Source organism: Ferrovibrio sp., from assembly GCF_965278975.1.
Lineage (GTDB): Bacteria > Pseudomonadota > Alphaproteobacteria > Ferrovibrionales > Ferrovibrionaceae > Ferrovibrio.
Genome location: NZ_OZ257126.1, coordinates 4,030,876 through 4,052,506 on the forward strand (window position 1 = coordinate 4,030,876; position 21,631 = coordinate 4,052,506).

Below are 21,631 nucleotides of genomic sequence, written 5' to 3' on the forward strand. Positions count from 1 at the left end.
TGGGGAAACGAAACGGTTAACCAACCATATGGCGTGGGCCGAAGCCCACGCCAAGGGGATGGATTACTTCTTCTTCTTCTTGGCCTTCTCGGCCTTGACCTGCTCCGAGCGGGCCAGCGCCTTGACCTTGCGGGTCTCGAGCACGGTGACCGAGCCGCCGGCCTTCTCCACCGCCTCGCGGGCAGTGGCGGAGATGCCCTGCACCGACACGGCGATCTTGGCCTTCAACTCACCGGTGCCGAGCAGGCGCACGCCATCGGCGGCCTTGCCCGAGATCAGGCCGGCAGCCTTCAGCGCCGCGCCGTCAACCGGCTTGGAAGCATCGAGCTTGCCCTTGTCGATCGCGGCCTGCAGGCGGCCCAGGTTCACCAGGTCGAAATCCTGCGGGTTGAGCGGATTGAAGCCACGCTTCGGCAGGCGGCGATGGATCGGGGTCTGGCCGCCTTCGAAGCCCTTGATCGACACGCCGGTGCGCGCCTTCTGGCCCTTGACGCCACGGCCCGAGGTCTTGCCCTTGCCGGAGCCGATGCCGCGGCCAACGCGCATGCGATCCTTGCGGGCGCCCTCGTTGTCGGCAATCTGATTGAGACGCATGTTCCTAATTCCTTCTTACGGCCGGCTAAATCAGCCTTCGACCCGGATCAGGTGGCTCACCTTGGCGATCATGCCACGCACCGCCGGAGTATCCTCCAGCTCGCGGCTATCGTGCAGGCGGCGCAGGCCCAGGCCCTTGATGGTCTGCTGCTGGTCTTCCGTGCGCTTGTTCGCGGAACGGATCCAGGTGACCTTCACCTTCTTGTTCGCCATGACAGATTACTCCTCGCTGTCGGCGCGGCGGCCGAGGATGTCGGCCACCTTCTTGCCGCGCTTGTTGGCGATGTGACGCGGCGCGTTCAAAGCCTGCAGAGCGGCGAAAGTCGCCTTCACCATGTTATGCGGATTCGAGCTGCCGATCGACTTCGTCACCACGTCGGCGACGCCCAGCGTCTCGAACACGGCGCGCATCGGGCCGCCGGCGATGATGCCGGTACCGGCCGGAGCGGCGCGCAGCACCACCTTGCCGGCGCCATGACGCGCTTCGATGTCGTGATGCAGCGTGCGGCCTTCGCGCAGGTTGACGCGGATCATGTTGCGCTTGGCATGCTCGGTGGCCTTGCGGATCGCTTCCGGCACTTCGCGGGCCTTGCCCGAACCGTAGCCGACGCGGCCCTTCTGATCACCCACCACCACCAGGGCGGCGAAACCAAAACGCTTACCGCCCTTCACCACCTTGGCGACGCGGTTGATGGAGACCAGCTTGTCGACGAACTCGCTGTCGCGCTCACCGCGCTCGCCGCCGCGCTCACCGCGCTCGCCGCGTTCGCCCCGCTCCCGTTGATTACCAGCCATGTCCGAAAACCTTTCTTAGAAGTTCAAGCCGCCTTCGCGAGCCGCCTCGGCGAGCGCCTTGACGCGCCCGTGATAGAGGTAGCTGCCGCGGTCGAAGATCACGTCGTTGACGCCGGCGGCCTTGGCGCGCGCGGCAATCAGCTTGCCCACCTCGGCAGCGGCATCCTTGTTGCCGCCGGCCTTCAGCGTGGAACGCAGGTCCTTCTCCAGCGAGGAGGCGGAGGCCAGCGTCACACCCTTGGTGTCGTCGATGATCTGGGCGTAGATGAAGCGCGAGGTGCGATGCACGCTGAGACGCGGGCGGCCGTGGGCGGCCTCCGCGATCCGGGTGCGGTTGCGGTCCTTGCGGCGCGCGTTCAGCGCATTGAGGCGAGTGAGCTTGCTCATGCGGGCATTCCTTACTTCTTCTTGCCTTCCTTGCGCAGGATCTTCTCGTCGGAATACTTGATGCCCTTGCCCTTGTAAGGTTCGGGCGGCTTGACGGCGCGGATATCCGCAGCCACCTGGCCGACGAGTTGACGGTCTGCGCCGGAGATCTTGATCGAAGTGGGCTTTTCCACCTTGATTTCGATGCCGGCCGGGATCGGGTAGTTCACGTCGTGGCTGAAGCCCATGTTGAGCTGCAGGGTCTTGCCCTGCAGAGCAGCACGCAGGCCGACGCCGTTGATGTCCAGATCGCGGGTGTAGCCGTCCTTCACGCCCTTCAGCAGATTGCTGACCAGCGTGCGCTGCATGCCCCACATGGAGCGAGAGCGACGGTTGACGCTACGCGGCTTGACGGTGACCTTGTTGTCGGCCAGTTCAACCGACAGGTCGTCAACGATGGTGAGCTTCAGCTCGCCCTTTGGGCCCTTCGCGGTCAGGGTCTGGCCAGCCAGATTCACCTGCACGCCCTGGGGCACTGGAACCGGATGTTTGCCGATACGAGACATGGCAGAACTCCTTAGAACACGCGGCAGAGGACTTCGCCGCCAACATTGGCGGAGCGTGCCTCGATATCCGACATCACGCCGCGCGGCGTGGAGAGGATCGAGATGCCAAGACCACCACGCACCTTCGGCAGCTCGGAGATGCCGGAGTAGACGCGACGACCAGGCTTGGAGATACGGTTGATCGCCTTGATCACCGGCTCACCCTCGAAATACTTCAGCTCGATGCGCAGGTTGCGCTTGTTGCCATCCGCAAGCAGCTCGTAGCCGCGGATGTAACCTTCCTTCTTCAGGACTTCGAGCACATTGGCGCGCAGCTTGGAAGCCGGCGATTCAATGGACGACTTGCCGGCCTGCTGGCCGTTGCGGATGCGGGCGAGCAGATCGCCCAACGGATCGGAAAGAGCCATTCTCTTGCCCTCCTTACCAGCTCGACTTCACCATGCCGGGGATCTGGCCATTCGAGGCCAGCTCACGCAGCATGTTGCGCGACAGTTTCAGCTTGCGATAGAAGGCACGCGGACGGCCAGTCAGTTCGCAGCGGTTGCGGATACGGATCTTCGCGGAATTGCGCGGCATCTCGGCCAGCTTGAGGGCGGCCTCGAAACGCTCTTCCGGTTGAGCCTGCTTGTTCTGAATGGCAGCCTTCAGGCGGGCGCGCTTGGCAGCATAACGCGTGGCCAGCTTGCGGCGGTGCTCATTCTTTTCGACGGAACTCTTCTTCGCCATGGTCAGCGATCCTTTCCGGCTCAGTTCTGGAACGGCATGCGGAAACCGGCGAGCAGCGCCTTGGCTTCCTCATCCGTCTTCGCCGACGTGCAAATGATGATATCCATGCCGCGCACATCAGCGACCTTGTCGTAATCGATCTCCGGGAAGATGATCTGTTCCTTGAGACCCAGGGCGTAGTTGCCACGGCCGTCAAAGCTCTTGGCGTTCACGCCGCGGAAGTCGCGGACACGCGGCAGAGCAATATTGATCAGACGGTCGAGGAACTCGTACATGTGGTCGCGGCGCAGCGTCACCTTGCAGCCGATGGCCTGGCCTTCGCGCAGCTTGAAGTTCGCGATGGCCTTGCGGGCGCGGGTCAGCACCGGCTTCTGGCCGGCGATGGCCGCCAGTTCGGTGGCAGCAACCTGGACCTTCTTGGAGTCCGAAGCGGCCTCGCCGACGCCCATGTTGATGACGATCTTCTCGATCTTCGGCACTTCCATCGGGTTGGTGTAGCCGAACTTCTCGATGAGCTGCTTGCGCACCTCGGTCTGGTAGAAGTCTTGCAGACGGGTAGTCATTGTCTGCCTCCTTAGCGGTCGATGACTTCGCCGGAACGCTTCGCGAAGCGCACCTTGCGGCCGTCATCCAGGAACTTGTAACCCACGCGGGTCGGCTTGCCGTCCTTCGGATCCTGATGCATCAGGTTCGACAGGTCGACGGAAGCTTCGCGCTGCTCGATGCCGCCGGCCGCGGTGCGGCTCGGCTTGGTGTGGTGCGTCAGCTTGTTGGCGCCGGCAACCACGGCGCGGCCGCCGTCACGGTCGACGCTCAGCACTTCGCCCTTCACACCCTTGGAGCGGCCGGTGGTCACAACCACCTTGTCGCCCTTCTTGATCTTCAGCTTCTGCGCCATGGCTTAGAGCACCTCCGGAGCCAGCGAGATGATCTTCATATGGCTCTTGGCGCGCAGTTCGCGCGTCACCGGCCCGAAGATACGGGTGCCGATCGGCTCGTTCTGCTTGTTGATGAGCACGGCGGCATTGCGGTCGAACCGGATGGCGCTGCCATCGGCACGACGGATTTCCTTGGCGGTGCGGACGATGACGGCGCGATGCACGTCACCCTTCTTCACGCGGCCGCGCGGAATGGCGTCCTTGACGGAGACGACGATGACGTCACCGACCTGGGCGTACTTACGCTTGGAGCCGCCCAGCACCTTAATGCACTGGACTCGGCGTGCGCCGGAATTATCGGCGACGTCGAGATTGGTTTCCACTTGGATCATTGGACCTGTACCTCGCTTCTACTTGGTGCCGGCTCAGGCCTGGTTCTCGACGACGATCCACCGCTTCAGCTTGGAGAGCGGACGGGTCTCTTCGATCCAGACCACATCGCCCACCTTATGGGCGTTGTTCTCATCATGCGCATGGTAGCGCTTCGAGCGGCGGATGAACTTCTTGTACATGGGGTCCATGATGCGACGTTCGACCTTGACCACGATGGTCTTTTCGCCCTTGTCGCTCACGACGACGCCCTGCAAAACGCGCTTCGGCATCTCTTCGTCTCCTTATGCCCGGACGGCAGCGGTCTGCTTGTCCAGCAGGCCGCGCACACGGGCGATGTCGCGACGCACCTGACGGACGCGTGCGGTGTTCTCGAGCTGGCCGGTCGCCTTCTGGAAGCGCAGGTTGAACTGCTCCTTCTTCAGATCGGTGAGCTTGGCCACCAACTCGTCCTTGGTCTTGCCGACCAATTCGCTGGTCTTCATGGCATTAGGCTCCTTCACCGAGGCGGGTGACGACGCGGGTCTTGATCGGCAGCTTGGCGGCGCCGAGCAGGAAGGCTTCCTTGGCCAGCGGCGCCGGGATGCCATCGAGTTCGAACATCACGCGGCCAGGCTTCACGCGGCACACCCAGAATTCCGGCGAACCCTTGCCCGAACCCATGCGGACTTCGGCAGGCTTCGAGGACACCGGCAGATCCGGGAAAATCCGGATCCACATGCGGCCCTGGCGCTTGATGTGGCGGGTGATCGCACGGCGAGCGGCTTCGATCTGGCGCGCGGTGAGACGCGCCGGCTCCAGGGCCTTGAGGCCATAGGCGCCGAAATTCAGATCGGTGCCGCCCTTGGCGACGCCCTTGATACGGCCCTTAAAGGCCTTACGGAACTTGGTACGCTTCGGTTGCATCATGACGCGTTACTCCGGTCTCAGCCCTGACGGCCGGTGGTCTGTTCGGCCATCCGCTTGTCCTGGGCCATCGGGTCATGGGCCATGATCTCGCCCTTGAACACCCAAACCTTGACGCCGCAGGTGCCGTAGGCGGTCTTGGCGGTGCCACGGGCGAAATCGACATCGGCGCGCAGGGTATGCAGCGGCACGCGGCCCTCGCGGTACCACTCGATGCGGGCGATTTCAGCGCCGCCGAGACGGCCCGAGCAGTTGATACGGATGCCGCCGGCGCCCAGACGCATCGCCGACTGCACGGCGCGCTTCATGGCGCGGCGGAAGGCCACGCGGCGCTCCAGCTGCTGGGCGATGTTTTCGGCCACCAGGCGGGCATCCAGTTCCGGCTTGCGGATCTCGACGATGTTGAGATGCACTTCCGACTTGGTCATCTTGGCCAGTTCGGAGCGCAGCTTCTCGATATCGGCGCCCTTCTTGCCGATCACCACGCCCGGACGCGCCGAGTGGATGGTGATGCGGGCCTTCTTCGCCGGACGCTCGATGACGATGCGGGCGACGCCGGCCTGGGCCAGACGCTGCTCAAGATACTTGCGGATCTTGAGGTCTTCATGCAGCAGCGTGGCATACTCCTTGTCGCTGGCGTACCAGCGGGAGTCCCAGGTGCGGTTGATCCCGAGGCGGAGACCGATCGGATTGACTTTCTGACCCATTACGCTTGCTCCTCGGCCTTGGCCTTAGCAGCCTTCTTGCCCTTCGCCTTGCCTTCTTCCTCGCCGCGCTCGCGCACCACGATGGTGAGGTGGCTGAACGGCTTCTCGATGCGGGTGCCACGGCCGCGGGCGCGCGCATGGAAGCGGCGCATCACCAAGCCCTTGCCAACGCTGGCTTCCGAAACCACCAGACGATCAACGTCGAGCTGATGGTTGTTCTCGGCGTTGGCGATGGCCGACTGCAGCACCTTCTTCACGTCCTGCGCGATACGGCGCTTGGAGAAGGTCAGTTCCGACAGGGCAGCCTCGACGCGCATGCCGCGGATCAGGCCGGCAACAATGCCGAGCTTGCGCGGGCTGACGCGGATGTTGCGACCAATCGCGATGGCTTCGTTCTCGCCGAGGCGGGATTCGTGTGCCTGCTTGCTCATGGTTACTTCTTCGCCTTCTTATCGGCGGTGTGACCCGGGAAGCTGCGGGTCGGGGCGAACTCGCCCAGCTTATGACCCACCATTTCCTCAGTCACCAACACCGGGATGAACTTGTGCCCGTTGTGAACACCGAAGGTCAGACCGACGAACTGCGGCATCACAGTCGAACGCCGCGACCAGGTCTTGATGACCTCCTTGCGGCCCGACGAACGCGCGGTGTCGGCCTTCTTCAGCAGATACCCGTCAATGAACGGGCCTTTCCAAACAGAACGTGCCACGACAGCCTCCTAAGCCGATCAGCTATGTGCGCCCGCCGGACGGCGGCGCAAGATCATCTTCTGTGTACGCTTGTTAGTGCGCGTACGCTTGCCCTTGGTCGGCTTGCCCCACGGGGTGACCGGATGACGGCCGCCCGAGGTGCGGCCTTCGCCGCCGCCATGCGGATGGTCGATCGGGTTCATCGCCACGCCGCGCACGGTCGGGCGAACACCCATCCAGCGCTTGCGGCCAGCCTTGCCGAGATTCTGGTTCTGGTTATCCGGGTTCGACACGGCACCAATGGTGGCCATGCACTCCGCGCGCACCAGGCGCTGCTCACCAGACGGCATGCGCACCAGCGCCATGCCCTGGTCCTTGCCGACCAGCTGCACATAGGCGCCGGCGGAACGGGCCATCTGGCCACCCTTGCCGGGCTTCAGCTCGACATTGTGGATGATGGTGCCGACCGGGATCGACTTCATCGGCATCGCGTTGCCCGGCTTGATGTCGGCCTTGTCGCCAGCCACCACGCGGTCGCCCACCTTCAGGCGCTGCGGCGCCAGGATGTAGGCCACCTCGCCGTCATCGTACTTCAGCAGCGCGATGAAAGCCGTACGGTTCGGATCATACTCGATGCGCTCGACGGAAGCGCCGATATCGAACTTGCGGCGCTTGAAATCGACCATGCGGTAACGGCGCTTGTGGCCACCGCCGATATGGCGGGTGGTCACCTGACCGGAATTGTTGCGACCGCCGCTCTTCTTCAGACCCTCGGTCAGTTCCTTGACCGGGCGGCCCTTGTAGAGCTGCGAGCGATCGATCAGCACCAGACCACGGGTGGACGGAGTGACCGGCTTAAAGTTCTTCAACGCCATGACTTCAGATCCCCGTCGTCACGTCGATCCGCTGGCCTTCGGCGAGGGTGACCATCGCCTTCTTGTAGTCCGAGCGCTGGCCCGGACGGCCACGGAACAACTTGGTCTTGCCCTTCACCCGGAGGGTGTTGACGGCCTTGACCTTAACCTTGAACAGAGCCTCGACCGCCGCCTTGATCTGCGGCTTGGTGGCATCGAGGGGCACGCGGAAGGTCACCTGGTTGTACTCGGAAGTACGGGTGGCCTTCTCGGTGATCACCGGGCTGATGATCACATCGTAGTGGTTCAGAGTGCTCATTTCAGGCGAGCCTCCAGAGCTTCGACCGCAGCCTTGGTCAGGACCAGGGTGTCGCGGCGCAGGATGTCATACACATTGGCGCCCTGCTCCGGCAGCACGTCGATGTTGCGGATCGCGCGGGCGGCAAGAGCGAAGTTGTCGTTCAGCGTCTTGCCGTCGATCACCAGGGCGCTCTGCAGACCGAGGGTCTTCAGCTTGCCAGCCAATTCCTTGGTCTTGGCAGCGCCGATGGCGGTGTCGTTCAGCACCACCAGCTTGCCTTCGGCCAGCTTGACCGAGAGCGCGGTCTTCAGCGCCAGCTTGCGGACCTTCTTCGGCAGGTCGATGGCATGGCTGCGCACCACCGGACCGAAGGCCTTGCCGCCGCCACGGAACTGCGGCGCGCGGATGCCGCCGTGGCGGGCGCCGCCGGAGCCCTTCTGGTTGACGATCTTACGCGTCGAACCAGAGACTTCGCCGTAGGTCTTGCTCTTGTGGGTGCCCTGCTGGCGCTTGGCCAGCTGCCAGATCACCATGCGCTGCAGGATATCCGCACGCGCCGGCAGGCCGAAGACAGCCTTGGACAGGGCGAGCGTGCCGCTCGCCTTGTTGTCCAGGTCCGTCACCTTGACTTCGATGGTCTCGGTCATGGTCTAACCCTTACTTCTCAGCCGACTTCAGAGCGGCCGGCATCGGCAGGTCCTTGGCGCGCGGCTTCTTCACCGCATCGCTGACCAGCACATACTGACCTTCCGAACCCGGAACGCTGCCCTTCAGCATGATCAGGCCGCGGGCGGCATCGGTGCGCACCACGACGAGGTTCTGCTGGGTCCGCTGACGGTCGCCCATATGGCCGGCCATCTTCTTGTTCTTGAAGGTACGGCCCGGATCCTGGCGGTTACCGGTCGAACCATGGCTGCGGTGGCTGATCGACACACCGTGGCTGGCTTCCAGACCACGGAAATTGTGCCGCTTCATCGCACCGGCGAAGCCCTTACCGACGGTCGTGCCGGTCACATCGACGAACTGGCCGACGATGAAATGCTCGACCGACAGTTCAGCGCCGACATCGACGAGGCCTTCCGCGGGGACGCGGAATTCCACCAGCTTGCGCTTCGGTTCCACATTCGCCTTGGCGAAATGGCCTCGCATCGCCTTCGAGACGTTCTTCGGCTTCACGGTCTCAAGACCGAGCTGCACTGCGTTGTAGCCATCCTTTTCGGCCGTGCGCTGAGCAACGACCTGCAGGTTGTCCACCTTAAGCACGGTAACGGGAACATGGCTCCCATCGTCCGCGAACAGCCGGGTCATACCCAGCTTGCGTGCCACCAATCCGGTACGCATCACATCCACCTCAGAGCTTGATCTCGACGTCAACACCGGCAGCCAGGTCGAGCTTCATCAGCGCGTCCACGGTCTGGGGTGTCGGGTCGACGATGTCGAGCAACCGCTTGTGCGTGCGGATTTCAAACTGCTCACGGGACTTCTTGTCGACGTGCGGCGAGCGGTTCACAGTGAACTTCTCGATATGCGTCGGCAAGGGGATCGGACCCCGCACACGGGCCCCGGTACGCTTCGCCGTGCTGACGATCTCGCTGGTGCTCTGATCGAGCACGCGATGATCGAAAGCCTTGAGGCGGATGCGGATATTCTGGCTGTCCATGACTTTCGCTTTCCGATATCCGCTTAAGCGGAGATGCTTGCGACGACGCCGGCGCCGACGGTACGGCCGCCTTCGCGGATAGCGAAGCGGAGGCCGTCATCCATGGCGATCGGCGCGATCAGCTCGACCTGCATGCTCACGTTATCGCCCGGCATCACCATTTCCACGCCTTCCGGCAGCGACACGACGCCGGTCACGTCGGTGGTGCGGAAGTAGAACTGCGGACGGTAGTTGGTGAAGAACGGGGTGTGGCGGCCGCCCTCTTCCTTGGTCAGGATGTAGGCTTCGGCCGTGAACTTGGTGTGCGGGGTGATCGAACCCGGCTTGGCCAGGACCTGGCCGCGCTCAACGTCATCACGCTGCACGCCACGCAGCAGCGCGCCGATGTTGTCGCCAGCTTCACCCGAATCAAGCAACTTGCGGAACATTTCAACGCCGGTGACGGTGGTCTTGATCGTCGCCTTCAGGCCGACGATCTCGACTTCCTCGCCAACCTTGATGATGCCGCGCTCAACGCGACCGGTCACCACAGTGCCGCGGCCCGAGATCGAGAACACGTCTTCCACCGGCATCAGGAACGGCTTGTCCTTCGGACGCTCCGGCTGCGGGATGTACTTGTCCACCTCGGCCATCAGCTTCAGGATCGCGTCGTGGCCCAGTTCCTTGTTGCTGTCTTCCAGCGCACACAGGGCCGAACCGCGCACGATCGGGATGTCGTCGCCCGGGAAGTCGTACTTCGACAGCAGCTCGCGCACTTCCAGCTCGACCAGGTCGAGCAGTTCGGCGTCGTCAACCATGTCGCACTTGTTCAGGAACACCACCAGCGACGGCACGCCGACCTGGCGCGCCAGCAGGATGTGCTCGCGGGTCTGCGGCATCGGGCCGTCAGCAGCCGACACCACCAGGATCGCGCCGTCCATCTGCGCCGCACCCGTGATCATGTTCTTCACATAGTCAGCGTGGCCAGGGCAGTCGACGTGGGCATAGTGGCGGTTCGGGGTCTCGTACTCGACATGGCTCGTCGAGATCGTGATGCCACGCGCCTTCTCTTCCGGCGCCTTGTCGATCTGGTCATACGCCGTAAACGTCGCGCCGCCAGCTTCCGCCAGAACCTTCGTGATCGCCGCAGTCAGAGACGTCTTGCCGTGGTCAACGTGACCAATCGTCCCGATATTGCAATGCGGCTTGTTGCGCTCAAATTTTGCCTTGCCCATGGCTACTTTCTCCGCTCAATACAAAAGTTGTTCTTCGATGCCGTTCAGTGTCTTAGCCGGCCATCTTGGCGACGACTTCGTCAGACACGTTCTGCGGCACCTGCGCATAGTGGTCGAAGGTCATCGTGTAGGTGGCGCGACCCTGGGTCATGGAACGCAGGTTGTTCACATAACCAAACATGTTGGCCAGCGGCACCATGGCGTTCACGACCTGCGCGTTGCCGCGCTGCTCGGTACCCGTCAGCTGACCGCGGCGGGACGACAGGTCGCCCATCACGTCACCAACGAAGTCTTCCGGGGTCACCACTTCCACACGCATGATCGGCTCAAGCAGCTTCGCACCGGCCTTCGGGGCCACTTCGCGGAACGCCGCGCGAGCAGCGATTTCGAAGGCGAGCGCCGAGGAGTCGACGTCGTGGTAGGCACCATCATACAGAGTGCACTTGAAGTCGATCACCGGGAAGCCGGCGAGCACGCCGCTCTCGGCGACCTGCTTGATGCCCTTTTCCACGGCCGGGACGTATTCCTTCGGCACGTTGCCGCCCACCACCGCGTTGACGAACTGAATGCCCGTGCCCGGCTCCTGGGCTTCGAACTTCAGCTTCACGCGGGCGAACTGGCCCGAACCGCCGGACTGCTTCTTGTGGGTGTAATCGATGTCGGCGTTCTTGGTCAGGGTCTCGCGGTAGGCAACCTGCGGGGCGCCCACGTTGGCCTCAACCTTGAACTCGCGCTTCATGCGGTCGACAAGGATTTCGAGGTGAAGTTCGCCCATGCCCTTGATCACGGTCTGGCCGCTCTCATGGTCAACCGACACGCGGAAGGACGGATCTTCGGCGGCCAGGCGGTTCAGGGCGATGCCCATCTTCTCCTGGTCGTTCTTGGTCTTCGGCTCAACCGCGACCTCGATGACCGGCTCCGGGAACTCCATGCGCTCGAGCACGATCGGGTTCAGCGGATCGCACAGCGTGTCGCCAGTGGTGGTGTTCTTGAGGCCAGCCAGGGCGACGATGTCGCCGGCGCGGGCTTCCTTGATTTCTTCACGGGTATTGGCATGCATCTGCAGCATGCGGCCGATACGCTCGCGGTTTTCCTTGACGGTGTTCAGCACGCCCTGGCCGGCTTCCAGCACACCCGAGTAGATGCGCACGAAAGTGAGCGAGCCAACGAACGGGTCGTTCATGATCTTGAACGCCAAGCCGGAGAACGGCTCTTCGTCCGAGGTCTTGCGCACCAGTTCCTGGTCGGTGCCGGGCTTCACGCCCTTGACGCCTTCCACATCTACCGGCGACGGCAGGTAGTCGACAATGGCGTCGAGCAGCGGCTGCACGCCCTTGTTCTTGAACGCCGAGCCGCACAGCACCGGCACGAACTTGTAGCCGATGGTGCCCTTGCGGATGCAGGCGGTCAGGGTCGCCTCGTCCGGCTCGTTGCCTTCGAGATAGGCTTCCAGCGCGGCATCGTCAGCCTCGACGGCCATATCGATCATCTTGGCGCGATACTCGGCCGCCTGTTCCTTCATGTCGGCCGGGATTTCATCATAGTAGAACTCGGCGCCGAGGCTCTCGTCCTTCCAGATGATCGCGCGGTTGCGCACCAGGTCGACAATGCCCTTGAAATCGGCTTCCAGGCCGATCGGCAGGGTGAGCACCAGCGGCTTCGCGCCCAGGCGATCGACGATCATGTCGACGCAGCGGAAGAAGTTGGCACCCATGCGGTCCATCTTGTTGGCGAAGCACATGCGCGGCACGCCGTACTTGTCGGCCTGGCGCCACACGGTCTCGGACTGCGGCTCGACACCGGCAACGCCGTCGAACAGGCAGACCGCGCCATCGAGCACGCGCAGCGAACGCTCGACTTCAATGGTGAAGTCGACGTGGCCGGGGGTGTCGATGATGTTGATGCGATGGTTGTTCCAGAAGCAGGTGGTGGCAGCCGACGTAATCGTGATGCCGCGCTCCTGCTCCTGCTCCATCCAATCCATGGTGGCGGCGCCATCATGGACTTCGCCGATCTTATGCGAACGGCCGGTGTAATACAGGATGCGCTCGGTGCAAGTGGTCTTGCCGGCATCGATGTGGGCCATGATGCCGATATTGCGGTAGCGCTCGTAGGGGGTAGTGCGAGGCATGACGAACTCCGGAAGTGCTCTGGCTTACCAGCGGTAATGCGAGAAGGCCTTGTTGGCCTCCGCCATGCGATGGGTGTCTTCGCGCTTCTTCACCGCACCGCCGCGGCCGTTGGCGGCATCGAGCAGTTCGGTCGACAGGCGGTCGATCATGGTGTTTTCGGAACGGGCGCGGGCCGAAGAGATCAGCCAGCGGATGGCCAGCGCCTGACCGCGATCCTGACGGACCTCAACCGGCACCTGGTAGGTGGCACCACCGACGCGGCGCGAACGCACTTCGATCTGCGGGCGCACGTTGTTCAGCGCATCATGGAACATCTTGACCGGATCGTTGCCGGTCTTGCCCTTGATGCGGTCGAACGCACCATAGAGGATCTGCTCAGCAGCCGACTTCTTGCCGGCATACATCAGCATGTTCATGAACTTGGTGACAACGAGGTCGCCGAACTTCGGGTCCGGCAGAACTTCGCGCTTAACGGCGGCGTGACGACGCGACATCGTAGGTTCTCCTGACCCTTACTTCGGACGCTTGGCGCCGTACTTCGAACGGCGCTGCTTGCGGTCCTTGACGCCCTGCGTGTCGAGCACGCCGCGGACGATGTGATAGCGGACACCGGGAAGGTCCTTGACGCGGCCGCCGCGGATCAGCACCACGGAGTGCTCCTGCAGGTTATGGCCTTCACCCGGAATGTAGCTCGAAACTTCGAAGCCGTTCGTGAGGCGCACGCGCGCCACCTTGCGAAGCGCCGAGTTCGGCTTCTTCGGCGTGGTGGTGTACACGCGGGTGCAAACACCGCGACGCTGCGGGCATTCCTGCAGCGCCGGAACCTTGTCACGCGCCGGATTCGGCTTGCGCGGCTTACGAATGAGCTGGTTGATCGTCGGCATACGAGTCGAAACCCCGTAGTTAGTTCAACACACAAAATGCATCGAGGCGGCCCGCCCGCTTACGCCGGCAAACCGCCCAGTTCTCTCGCTCTAGACCCATGCTCGCAGCTTGCGCCACGGATAGGGGTCAGTATGTCCATCTTGCGAAGGCCCGGCCTCAACGTGAGCGAACGGAAGCCAGAACCCGTTTCGACGAGTGTGTTTAGGTCATGAAAACCTACCACCACCGTCGAATCGCGGGGCGGACAATACTGTCGGACCCCTGCCCCGTCAAGCGCCATTTCACAGCTTGTTCAGAATCCCGCAAAAGCCCTGAAATGGCAGCACTTCTCCCCTTTCACCAACCGCATCCGCCATTGCTGAATACGCCCGCCGGGTAGCTAAAACCAGCGACTCAGGGGGGCAGCGGGCAGGACAGCGCGACGCCACTCAAGATCGGCCCAGCACGAACCAGACAGCGGCCTGGATCGCAGAAGGCTCGGGTTCACCGAAAACTTTACTTTAATCTTCTTTTATTTATTAAATTCAGAAGATTATAACTGATTCTTAATTTAATATTACATGATGGAGCCAAATTCCACAAAATATGCGGCCCACGCAACATGCTGGCGCCATCAAGTTCAGTCGCGCAGTTTTACAAAGATTTCGCCCTCACACCAAAGCTGGAAATATGTAATTTTTGAAATTAGAAAAATAAAATAATAAATTGTTTTTATTAGGATTAACTCGAAAACATGGTGGCGGGTTATACCTTCGGCAAAAACCCGCCAGAGGGGCTTTTCACTTTTACCCCGCGCGTCCTATACTTAAAGCGTAGGAAAACGAAACGAAATTCACAATCCACAGCCTTGGGAGTACCCGCCGATGAGCAAAGCCGGCAGCAAACCTGTCACGCTTAATGATCCGAATACCGGCAAGACTTTTACCCTGCCCGTTCTGGATGGCGCTGAAGGCCCGTCCGTCATCGATATCCGAAAGCTCTACGCGGAATCCGGCTATTTCACCTACGATCCGGGCTTCACCTCGACTGCCAGCACCGAAAGCAAGATCACTTTTATCGATGGCGATGAAGGCATCCTGCGCTACCGCGGCTATGACATCGCCGAACTGGCCGAGCAGTCGACCTTCCTGGAAACCTGCTACCTGCTGCTGAACGGCGACCTGCCGAACGTCAAGCAGAAGGATGAATTCGAGAAGTCGATCACCATGCACACCATGCTGCATGAGCAGATCCACTTCCTGTTCCGTGGCTTCCGCCGCGATGCTCACCCGATGGCTGTGATGTGCGGCGTGGTTGGCGCGCTATCCGCCTTCTACCACGACGCCACCGACTACGACGATCCGAAGCAGCGCATGATCGCGCAGCACCGCCTGATCGCCAAGATGCCGACCATCGCGGCCATGGCCTACAAGTATTCCATCGGCCAGCCGTTCATGTATCCGCGCAACGATCTCGGCTATGCCGAGAACTTCCTGCAGATGACCTTCGGCGTGCCGGCTGAGCCCTACAAGATGAGCCCGACCCTGGCCCGCGCCATGGACCGCATCTTCATTCTGCATGCTGATCATGAGCAGAATGCCTCGACCTCGACCGTCCGCCTGGCCGGTTCCTCGGGCGCCAACCCGTTCGCCTGTATCGCTGCCGGCATTGCCTGCCTCTGGGGTCCCGCTCATGGCGGTGCCAACGAAGCCGTGCTGAAGATGCTGGAAGAGATCGGCTCGGTCGACAAGGTCGGCGAAGCCGTGAAGAAGGCCAAGGACAAGGATTCGGGCTTCCGCCTGATGGGCTTCGGCCATCGCGTCTACAAGAACTACGATCCGCGCGCCAAGGTGATGCGCGAGACCTGCTATGAGGTGCTCGACGAGCTGGGCGTGAAGGATGAGCCGCTGCTCAAGATGGCGATGGAACTTGAGCGGATTGCCCTGGAGGATGATTACTTCGTCTCCAAGAAGCTCTACCCGAACGTGGACTTCTACTCGGGCATCATCCTGCGTGCCATGGGCTTCCCCACCGCCATGTTCACCGCTCTGTTCGCCCTGGCGCGCACGGTCGGCTGGATCGCCCAGTGGAACGAGATGATCGAGGATCCGGCGCAGAAGATCGGCCGTCCGCGCCAGCTCTTCAACGGTTCCACCGCCCGTCCCTATGTTCCGGTTGCCAAGCGGGGCTGATGCTGTAAAAAGAAGGCCACGTTTCCGGGAATCGCGCCGGGGCCTCCGATAACGGGGTCCCGGCAGCGACACAGTAAGAGACGACAGAGTAAAAAAACGACCGCGTAAAAAAGCAGTCAGTCACGGCGCCCAATATCCAGGGAGGAGGCAGCCAATGGCAGTACAAGTCAAACGTCAGGGTAGCAATCAGCCGCCGACAGGCCAGGCGACCACCGGCTATGGCTGGCAGCGCCCCGGCTTCATCAGCCTGCCGCTCGCCGCCAATGACAACCAGCTCACCGCCGCCCGCCTGCTGCGCCAGCCGCGTTTCTGGGCTTGGACTGTCATGGTCTTTGTCGCTGCTGCCTATATCGCCACGCGCATCTGACCCATCGTCACGGCATCAAAAAAGGCCCGGCTTGAAGCCGGGCCTTTTTGTATTCAGCTAAGCCGCTCTGCCTCAGCCCGCGCGCTCGATCAACTCGATCTTGTAGCCATCGGGATCTTCCAGGAAAGCAATGACGCTGCCGCCATGCTTCATCGGGCCGGGCGGGCGCGTGATCTTGGCACCACTGGCCGCCAGCTTCTCGCACAGGCCATAAATATCCGGCACGCCAAAGGCGATATGGCCATAGCCGCTGCCGATGCTGTAGGGCTCCTTCTGGCCCCAGTTATGCGTCAGCTCGATCACCGCATTGGCATCCTCATCGCCATAGCCGACAAAGGCCAGGGTGAATTCGCCCGTGGGGTAGTCCTTCTTGCGCAGCAACTGCATCCCCATCTTGTTGACGTAGAAGTCGAGCGACTTCTCCAGGTCGAAGACGCGCAGCATGGTGTGCAGCAGGCGGAAAGGCTGATCGGTCATCTGGGCTACTCCTTAATAAGCGCGACTATCGCTTCGGCGCATTTAAAAGCCTGCGGCCGCCGGCGGCAACCTTCAGCACCGCCTGCGCGGCCCGCTCGCTCGGGCTTGGCGACTGGCCAGCACCGAGCTGCAACGCCACACGGCGGCAAGCCTCCAATTGCATCTGGCGCACCGCGGGGTCTTCGGCAAGCTGTGTCAGGGCCTCGGCGAGCAAATCCGGCTTGCAGCGTTCCTGCAGGAACTCCGGCATTACTTCCCGGCCTTCCAGGATATTCACCAATCCGGCATGCGGCACACGCAGCAACCGGCGCACGATGGCGGCGGTAATGCGGTTGACGCGATAAGCCAGCACCGTAGGCGTATCGGCGAGGCCGAGTTCCAAGGTGGCGGTGCCGGATGCCGCCAGCGCCAGGTCTGCGGCCAGCATCGCCTGATAGCGTTCGGCCGGAGCCGAGACCACCTGTGCCGGCAGCGCCAGGTTGGGCAAGGTATGCAGCACCATCGATGCCACATTCGGCACCGTGGGGATCACGATGCGCATGCGCGGCTGGCGCTCGGCAAGCTTGGCGATGGCAGCGGAGAAAACCGGCAGCAGTTTCGCCACCTCGCCGCGCCGGCTGCCCGGCAGCATGGCCAGCAGCGGCGCATCGGCGGGAATGTTGAAGCGCTGGCGGAAACTCCTGCCCTCTTCCGCCTCGCGCGCCGCCTGGGCCCGCGCCACGGCAATGGTCTCTACCGCCGGATGACCAATGAATGTGGTGGCCAGTCCCTCGCGCTCGAAATACGGTGGCTCGAACGGCAGCAGCGCCAGCAGGTGATCAACCAGGGTGGCCAGCTTCCTGGCGCGGGCCGGTCGCCAAGCCCATACCGTGGGCGCCACATAATGCACGATAGGGAATGAGCGCCCTTCGAGGCGCTTCGCTAGTCGATGGGTGAAACCAGGGCTATCGATCGTCACCAGCACATCGGGCGGATCGGCACGCAGCACGGCGGCAAGCTGATTGAGGCGGCGGAGAATCTGGCGCGCACGCGGCAGCACTTCCACCAGGCCCATCACCGCCAGTTCATCGATCGGGAACAGGCTGGAGAAACCTTCGGCCATCATGCGCTCGCCGCCCAGGCCGCTGAAACGGATCGGATCGGTGCAGGTGGCGCGCAGCGCACGGATCAGGCCCTCACCCAGCGCATCGCCGGAAGGCTCGCCGGCAACGATGGCGATATGCAGTTCAGCCATCGCGGAACCCGATCAGATAAAGTCCCGCAGCATCGGCGGCGGCAACAGTGGCGCGGCGATCAACGATCAAAGCCGCACCGGCTTCCACGGCAATACCACGCAGGCCGGCGCGCTGCGCATTAGCCACTGTATCAGTGCCGATGGTGGGCAGATCTACCCGCCGCTCCTGTCCCGGCTTCAGACATTTCACCAGTACACCGCCGCGCGCTTTCGGCTCCGCCATCATGCGCCTCAGCAAAGCGTCGGTGCCGCTCTGATCCTCGAAGCCCACAGCCTCGCCCAGCGCCGCCACAACAGCCTGTCCTTTATCTTCCGCACCCAGCGCGCGTGCTGCCGCGATACCGGCATGAATATCGCCCCAATCATCTTCTCCAGGCTGCACAGCACCCAATTGTCCTTCGGGCGCCAGCAGTCCAGCAACAATCTCATCGACGCCAACAAGCCGGAAACCCTCTGCCTCGAAGGTCTCGACGACAACGCGCAGCACGGCATCATCGCCCTGCAAACCGGCCTTGATGAAACGCGGCAGCAGCTTGGCGCCGCGCCAATCGGGCAGCAGCTTGGAAAAATCAGGGCGCGTGACGCTGCCGCAGACCGTTACCTCGGCAACGCCGGCGGCTTTCAGTCCATCGAACAGCTTGCCCACCTGGGTCATGTCGAACCAGCCATGGCCAATACCTGCCTCCGTACCGGCCACGGTTTCCGGATCGCAGAAGCCGTTAAGGGCTGCGATAAAGACGGCGCGGTCGCTGTCGCGGCAGGCCTCCCTGACCAGCAGCGGCACGCGGCCGCCGCCGGCGATCAGGCCTAATTTAGGCTTTGGTCCCATCGGGCAACGGCAGGCAGATGCCGCGCGAGGATGCGTTGCGGGTGAAGTCGATCACTTCCTGCACTAGGCCGATTGCGGCAAAGAGCTGCGCCACATCTTCGATGCGTTCGGCCAAAGTGCCTTCATCAGCGAACAGCATACGGTAAGCGGCTCGCAGCTTGTGAATGTCATCGCGCTCGAAACCACGGCGCTTCAGGCCCACCAGATTGAGGCCGGTAAGATGCGCGCGGTTGCCGATCACCATGCCATAGGGGATCACATCCTGCTCCACGCCAGACATGCCGCCGATCATCGCATGCTTGCCGATACGGCAGAATTGATGCACCGCGGCCAGGCCGCCAACGAAAGCAAAGTCGCCCACCACGATATGGCCGGCCAGCGTTGCGTTGTTGGCCATGATCACATGATTGCCGAGATGGCAGTCATGCGCCACATGCACGCCAGCCATCAGCAGACAGTTGTCGCCAACACTGGTCAGCATGCCGCCGCCTTCAGTGCCGGGATTGAGCGTCACGCCTTCGCGGATCTGATTGTTCTTGCCGATGGTAAGCTTGGAAGGCTCGCCATGGTATTTCAGATCCTGTGGCTGATGGCCTATGGACGCGAAGGGGAAAATGCGCGTGCCGGCATCGATGCTGGTGATGCCCGCCACCGCGACATGGCTGATCAGTTCCACGCCATCGCCCAGTTCAACCTGTGAACCGACAGTGCAGAACGGCCCGATCTTCACGCCGGCACCAAGCTTGGCGCCGGGCTCGACCACCGAGGAAGGATGAATCTGGGTCATCACTTGTCCATGATCATGGCGGAGAACACCGCCTCGGCGGTGAGCTTGCCATCAACCTTGGCTTCGCCGCGGAACTTCCACACCGGGCCGCGCTGCTTCAGGCAGGTAACATGGATATGCATCTGGTCGCCCGGCCCCACTGGCTTGCGGAAGCGCGCTTCATCGATGGTCATGAAATAGACCAGCTTGCCTTCCGACTCCTTACCCAGCGAATGGACCACCAGGATAGCGGCGGTCTGCGCCATGCTCTCCACGATCATCACGCCCGGCATCACCGGCTGGGTAGGGAAATGGCCCGGGAAATACGGCTCGTTGGCAGTGACATTCTTGATGCCGACAGCACTTTCGCGTGGCTTCATGTCCACCACCTTGTCGACCAGCAGCATCGGGTAGCGATGCGGGATCATCTCCATGATACGGAGGATATCGACGCTGGTCATGGCAGGGGCTGCCGGGGTCTCACTCATGGTCCTTGCCTCTCTTCTTCGCCAGTTGGCGCAATGTCGCCACCTCGCGGAAATATTCCTTGGCCGGGCTGGCCGGCGAACCGGCATAGGCCGCCCCAGGCGGAATATCGGTCATCACCCCGGCCTGGGCCGCGACGCGGGCGCCAGCACCGATCTTGAGATGGCCGGCCACGCCGCCCTGCGCCGCCACGATGGCGAAATCGCCTAGCTGCGACGACCCGGCAACGCCAGCCTGGGCAATGATGATGCAGCCGCGACCGAGGGTCACGTTGTGCCCGATTTGCACCAGATTATCAATCCAGCAGCCCGGGCCGATCACCGTATCCGGTCCGGCGCCACGGTCGATGCAACTATTGGCACCGATATCGCAATCATCACCGATCAGCACACGGCCTAACTGCGGTACCTTCACATGGCCAGCCGGATGCGGCGCGAAACCGAAACCATCCTGGCCGATACGCACGCCGGCATGCAGCGTAACGCGGTTGCCGATGATGCAATGGCTCAGCGTCACCAGCGCACCAATACGGCATTGTTCGCCAACGACCACGCCACGGCCAACTACGCTGCCCGCGCCCAAGCTGCTGCCGGCCCCGATTTCGGCCCCCGCCTCCACCACCACGCGCGGCCCTACCACCACGCCGGCACCAAGCCGAGCAGTTGAATCGACCACCGCGCTCGGATCAATGCCCGGGGCGGGCTTCGGCTGAGGATAGAAAAGCTGCGCCGCGCGGGCATAGCCATGATACGGCGTCGGCGTCAGCAGCAGTGCAACACCAGCCGGTGCCTTGTCGGCATGCTTCTCGGCTACGATACAGGCCGCCGCCTTGGTTGCGGTAAAGGCTAAAACGTATTTCGGATTATCGAGAAATGTCAGCTGGCCGGCACCGGCTTGATCCAACGCCGCCAAATCTTCAATCATCACACCGGCCAGAGCCGGATTCGCCAGCTTGGCCCCTATGCGCTCGGCAATGGTGCCAAGGCTGAACGGGCCTGCCCTGTCAAAGAAGCGCGGATCAGCCATGGTCCGCGCACCCCTTTACGGGTTGCCGGGTAGCGTCACCTTCACCGAGGGCAGACGCTGATCAAGGCGCTTTAGCACCTCGTTGGTGATATCGAACTGATCGCTCGCCGGCATCTGCAACTGGGCGCGATCCAGCACCATGTTGAAGCCGCGCTCGGTGCTGAGCTGCTTCATGATGGACACCACTTCCTGGGTCACCTGATCGCGCACACCAGCCAGCATCTTGTCCAGTGACTGCGAACGCTCCTGGATACGCTTCTGCAGTTCGATCACCTTGTTCTGGAAAGCCTGACGGCGCTGCTCGAACACTTCCGGGGTGAGTACCGCACGCTGGCGAGCCAGCTCCTGGTCTTCCTGGCGCAGCTTCTCTTCTTCCTTGACGATTTCGGACTGGAAGTTGAAGCGGAACTGCTCAAGCTGCTGGCGTGCCGCCTTCAAGGCCTGAGCATCGCGGTTGATCCGCTGCGCGTCGATCACGGCGATCACCGCCGGAGGGATCTTGCCGGCCTGCGCCAAGGCAATGCCCGGCAGCACCATCGCGGCGACGGCGATGCAGAGAGCGAGGAAACGGCTAAGGCGAAGCATGAGACTGGACCTTGCTAGCTGAGGCTC

General features: G+C 62.5%; 34 protein-coding genes. 2 read left to right on the forward strand and 32 right to left on the reverse strand.

Annotation, left to right across the window (positions count from 1 at the left end; translation table 11 throughout):
• Window positions 1–63: 63 nt before the first annotated feature.
• The 25 genes from rplO to rpsL are packed head-to-tail and all read right to left on the reverse strand — an operon-like array spanning window position 64 to window position 13,662.
• Window positions 64–594: a 50S ribosomal protein L15 gene (gene rplO / locus ACQY7X_RS19225; protein ID WP_428247026.1), complete on the reverse strand. Its 531-nt coding sequence runs from the start codon at window positions 592–594 to the stop codon at window positions 64–66.
• A gap of 30 nt (window positions 595–624) precedes the next feature.
• Window positions 625–807, reverse strand: coding sequence for a 50S ribosomal protein L30 (rpmD, locus tag ACQY7X_RS19230; RefSeq protein ID WP_428247027.1), 183 nt, complete (start codon window positions 805–807; stop codon window positions 625–627).
• Window positions 808–813: 6 nt separating this feature from the next.
• Complete coding sequence (rpsE, locus tag ACQY7X_RS19235; RefSeq protein WP_428247028.1) at window positions 814–1,389, reverse strand: 30S ribosomal protein S5; 576 nt, start codon at window positions 1,387–1,389, stop codon at window positions 814–816.
• A 15-nt stretch (window positions 1,390–1,404) separates the two neighbouring features.
• Window positions 1,405–1,776, reverse strand: a complete 372-nt coding sequence (gene rplR / locus ACQY7X_RS19240; RefSeq protein WP_428247029.1) for a 50S ribosomal protein L18 — start codon at window positions 1,774–1,776, stop codon at window positions 1,405–1,407.
• An 11-nt stretch (window positions 1,777–1,787) separates the two neighbouring features.
• Window positions 1,788–2,321: a 50S ribosomal protein L6 gene (gene rplF / locus ACQY7X_RS19245; protein ID WP_428247030.1), complete on the reverse strand. Its 534-nt coding sequence runs from the start codon at window positions 2,319–2,321 to the stop codon at window positions 1,788–1,790.
• 11 nt (window positions 2,322–2,332) lie between these two features.
• Window positions 2,333–2,728, reverse strand: a complete 396-nt coding sequence (gene rpsH, locus ACQY7X_RS19250; RefSeq protein WP_428247031.1) for a 30S ribosomal protein S8 — start codon at window positions 2,726–2,728, stop codon at window positions 2,333–2,335.
• A gap of 13 nt (window positions 2,729–2,741) precedes the next feature.
• Window positions 2,742–3,047, reverse strand: coding sequence for a 30S ribosomal protein S14 (rpsN, locus tag ACQY7X_RS19255; RefSeq protein WP_428247032.1), 306 nt, complete (start codon window positions 3,045–3,047; stop codon window positions 2,742–2,744).
• 20 nt (window positions 3,048–3,067) lie between these two features.
• A complete protein-coding gene (gene rplE, locus ACQY7X_RS19260; protein WP_428247033.1) occupies window positions 3,068–3,610 on the reverse strand; it encodes a 50S ribosomal protein L5 in 543 nt (180 codons plus the stop codon).
• 11 nt (window positions 3,611–3,621) lie between these two features.
• Window positions 3,622–3,945, reverse strand: a complete 324-nt coding sequence (gene rplX / locus ACQY7X_RS19265) for a 50S ribosomal protein L24 (RefSeq protein WP_428247034.1) — start codon at window positions 3,943–3,945, stop codon at window positions 3,622–3,624.
• Between the two features lie 3 nt (window positions 3,946–3,948).
• On the reverse strand, window positions 3,949–4,317 hold the full coding sequence (gene rplN / locus ACQY7X_RS19270; RefSeq protein WP_341983564.1) for a 50S ribosomal protein L14: 369 nt from the start codon (window positions 4,315–4,317) through the stop codon (window positions 3,949–3,951).
• A gap of 33 nt (window positions 4,318–4,350) precedes the next feature.
• Complete coding sequence (gene rpsQ, locus ACQY7X_RS19275; protein ID WP_341983562.1) at window positions 4,351–4,587, reverse strand: 30S ribosomal protein S17; 237 nt, start codon at window positions 4,585–4,587, stop codon at window positions 4,351–4,353.
• A gap of 12 nt (window positions 4,588–4,599) precedes the next feature.
• Window positions 4,600–4,800 (reverse strand): 50S ribosomal protein L29, encoded by a 201-nt coding sequence (gene rpmC / locus ACQY7X_RS19280; protein WP_428247035.1) that lies wholly within the window; start codon window positions 4,798–4,800, stop codon window positions 4,600–4,602.
• A gap of 4 nt (window positions 4,801–4,804) precedes the next feature.
• The gene (rplP, locus tag ACQY7X_RS19285; protein ID WP_428247036.1) at window positions 4,805–5,224 is read right to left on the reverse strand and encodes a 50S ribosomal protein L16; all 420 of its coding nucleotides are present in this window, start codon (window positions 5,222–5,224) and stop codon (window positions 4,805–4,807) included.
• Between the two features lie 17 nt (window positions 5,225–5,241).
• Window positions 5,242–5,928: a 30S ribosomal protein S3 gene (rpsC, locus tag ACQY7X_RS19290; protein ID WP_428247037.1), complete on the reverse strand. Its 687-nt coding sequence runs from the start codon at window positions 5,926–5,928 to the stop codon at window positions 5,242–5,244.
• On the reverse strand, window positions 5,928–6,359 hold the full coding sequence (gene rplV / locus ACQY7X_RS19295) for a 50S ribosomal protein L22 (RefSeq protein ID WP_428247038.1): 432 nt from the start codon (window positions 6,357–6,359) through the stop codon (window positions 5,928–5,930). Before rplV ends, rpsC begins: the two co-directional genes overlap by 1 nt.
• Before the next feature lie 2 nt (window positions 6,360–6,361).
• Complete coding sequence (gene rpsS, locus ACQY7X_RS19300) at window positions 6,362–6,637, reverse strand: 30S ribosomal protein S19 (RefSeq protein ID WP_428247039.1); 276 nt, start codon at window positions 6,635–6,637, stop codon at window positions 6,362–6,364.
• 18 nt (window positions 6,638–6,655) lie between these two features.
• The gene (rplB, locus tag ACQY7X_RS19305; RefSeq protein WP_428247040.1) at window positions 6,656–7,492 is read right to left on the reverse strand and encodes a 50S ribosomal protein L2; all 837 of its coding nucleotides are present in this window, start codon (window positions 7,490–7,492) and stop codon (window positions 6,656–6,658) included.
• A 4-nt stretch (window positions 7,493–7,496) separates the two neighbouring features.
• Window positions 7,497–7,790 (reverse strand): 50S ribosomal protein L23, encoded by a 294-nt coding sequence (locus ACQY7X_RS19310; RefSeq protein ID WP_341983549.1) that lies wholly within the window; start codon window positions 7,788–7,790, stop codon window positions 7,497–7,499.
• Window positions 7,787–8,407, reverse strand: coding sequence for a 50S ribosomal protein L4 (gene rplD / locus ACQY7X_RS19315; protein ID WP_428250080.1), 621 nt, complete (start codon window positions 8,405–8,407; stop codon window positions 7,787–7,789). The genes ACQY7X_RS19310 and rplD overlap by 4 nt, the downstream gene beginning before the upstream one ends.
• Before the next feature lie 22 nt (window positions 8,408–8,429).
• Window positions 8,430–9,113 (reverse strand): 50S ribosomal protein L3, encoded by a 684-nt coding sequence (rplC, locus tag ACQY7X_RS19320; protein ID WP_428247041.1) that lies wholly within the window; start codon window positions 9,111–9,113, stop codon window positions 8,430–8,432.
• Window positions 9,114–9,123: 10 nt separating this feature from the next.
• Window positions 9,124–9,432: a 30S ribosomal protein S10 gene (gene rpsJ, locus ACQY7X_RS19325; RefSeq protein WP_291002842.1), complete on the reverse strand. Its 309-nt coding sequence runs from the start codon at window positions 9,430–9,432 to the stop codon at window positions 9,124–9,126.
• Between the two features lie 23 nt (window positions 9,433–9,455).
• A complete protein-coding gene (gene tuf / locus ACQY7X_RS19330; RefSeq protein ID WP_428246568.1) occupies window positions 9,456–10,646 on the reverse strand; it encodes an elongation factor Tu in 1,191 nt (396 codons plus the stop codon).
• 52 nt (window positions 10,647–10,698) lie between these two features.
• The gene (gene fusA, locus ACQY7X_RS19335) at window positions 10,699–12,777 is read right to left on the reverse strand and encodes an elongation factor G (protein ID WP_428247042.1); all 2,079 of its coding nucleotides are present in this window, start codon (window positions 12,775–12,777) and stop codon (window positions 10,699–10,701) included.
• Window positions 12,778–12,801: 24 nt separating this feature from the next.
• Window positions 12,802–13,272, reverse strand: coding sequence for a 30S ribosomal protein S7 (gene rpsG / locus ACQY7X_RS19340; protein WP_428247043.1), 471 nt, complete (start codon window positions 13,270–13,272; stop codon window positions 12,802–12,804).
• 18 nt (window positions 13,273–13,290) lie between these two features.
• Window positions 13,291–13,662: a 30S ribosomal protein S12 gene (rpsL, locus tag ACQY7X_RS19345; protein ID WP_290983632.1), complete on the reverse strand. Its 372-nt coding sequence runs from the start codon at window positions 13,660–13,662 to the stop codon at window positions 13,291–13,293.
• 864 nt (window positions 13,663–14,526) lie between these two features.
• On the opposite strand from rpsL, the gene gltA reads away from it, so the two are divergent.
• Together gltA and ACQY7X_RS19355 are read left to right on the forward strand one after the other, a co-directional pair.
• Window positions 14,527–15,834: a citrate synthase gene (gltA, locus tag ACQY7X_RS19350; RefSeq protein ID WP_428247044.1), complete on the forward strand. Its 1,308-nt coding sequence runs from the start codon at window positions 14,527–14,529 to the stop codon at window positions 15,832–15,834.
• Window positions 15,835–15,988: 154 nt separating this feature from the next.
• Window positions 15,989–16,201 carry a hypothetical protein gene (locus tag ACQY7X_RS19355; RefSeq protein WP_428247045.1) on the forward strand — a complete coding sequence of 71 codons (213 nt, stop codon included), beginning with the start codon at window positions 15,989–15,991 and terminating at the stop codon, window positions 16,199–16,201.
• Window positions 16,202–16,273: 72 nt separating this feature from the next.
• Here ACQY7X_RS19355 and gloA read toward each other — a convergent pair whose 3' ends face one another.
• From gloA to ACQY7X_RS19390, 7 genes are read right to left on the reverse strand one after another with little or no spacing between them, the layout of a single operon-like run.
• Complete coding sequence (gloA, locus tag ACQY7X_RS19360; RefSeq protein ID WP_428247046.1) at window positions 16,274–16,678, reverse strand: lactoylglutathione lyase; 405 nt, start codon at window positions 16,676–16,678, stop codon at window positions 16,274–16,276.
• A 25-nt stretch (window positions 16,679–16,703) separates the two neighbouring features.
• Entirely contained in the window at window positions 16,704–17,912 is a 1,209-nt protein-coding gene (gene lpxB / locus ACQY7X_RS19365) for a lipid-A-disaccharide synthase (RefSeq protein WP_428247047.1), read from the reverse strand.
• Window positions 17,905–18,741 (reverse strand): LpxI family protein, encoded by an 837-nt coding sequence (locus tag ACQY7X_RS19370; protein ID WP_428247048.1) that lies wholly within the window; start codon window positions 18,739–18,741, stop codon window positions 17,905–17,907. The genes lpxB and ACQY7X_RS19370 overlap by 8 nt, the downstream gene beginning before the upstream one ends.
• Window positions 18,725–19,528: an acyl-ACP--UDP-N-acetylglucosamine O-acyltransferase gene (gene lpxA / locus ACQY7X_RS19375; protein WP_428247049.1), complete on the reverse strand. Its 804-nt coding sequence runs from the start codon at window positions 19,526–19,528 to the stop codon at window positions 18,725–18,727. The genes ACQY7X_RS19370 and lpxA overlap by 17 nt, the downstream gene beginning before the upstream one ends.
• The gene (fabZ, locus tag ACQY7X_RS19380) at window positions 19,528–19,995 is read right to left on the reverse strand and encodes a 3-hydroxyacyl-ACP dehydratase FabZ (RefSeq protein ID WP_428247050.1); all 468 of its coding nucleotides are present in this window, start codon (window positions 19,993–19,995) and stop codon (window positions 19,528–19,530) included. Before fabZ ends, lpxA begins: the two co-directional genes overlap by 1 nt.
• Window positions 19,988–21,019 carry a UDP-3-O-(3-hydroxymyristoyl)glucosamine N-acyltransferase gene (gene lpxD / locus ACQY7X_RS19385; RefSeq protein ID WP_428247051.1) on the reverse strand — a complete coding sequence of 344 codons (1,032 nt, stop codon included), beginning with the start codon at window positions 21,017–21,019 and terminating at the stop codon, window positions 19,988–19,990. Before lpxD ends, fabZ begins: the two co-directional genes overlap by 8 nt.
• Window positions 21,020–21,034: 15 nt before the next feature.
• Window positions 21,035–21,604, reverse strand: coding sequence for an OmpH family outer membrane protein (locus tag ACQY7X_RS19390; protein WP_428247052.1), 570 nt, complete (start codon window positions 21,602–21,604; stop codon window positions 21,035–21,037).
• Window positions 21,605–21,631: the final 27 nt, after the last annotated feature.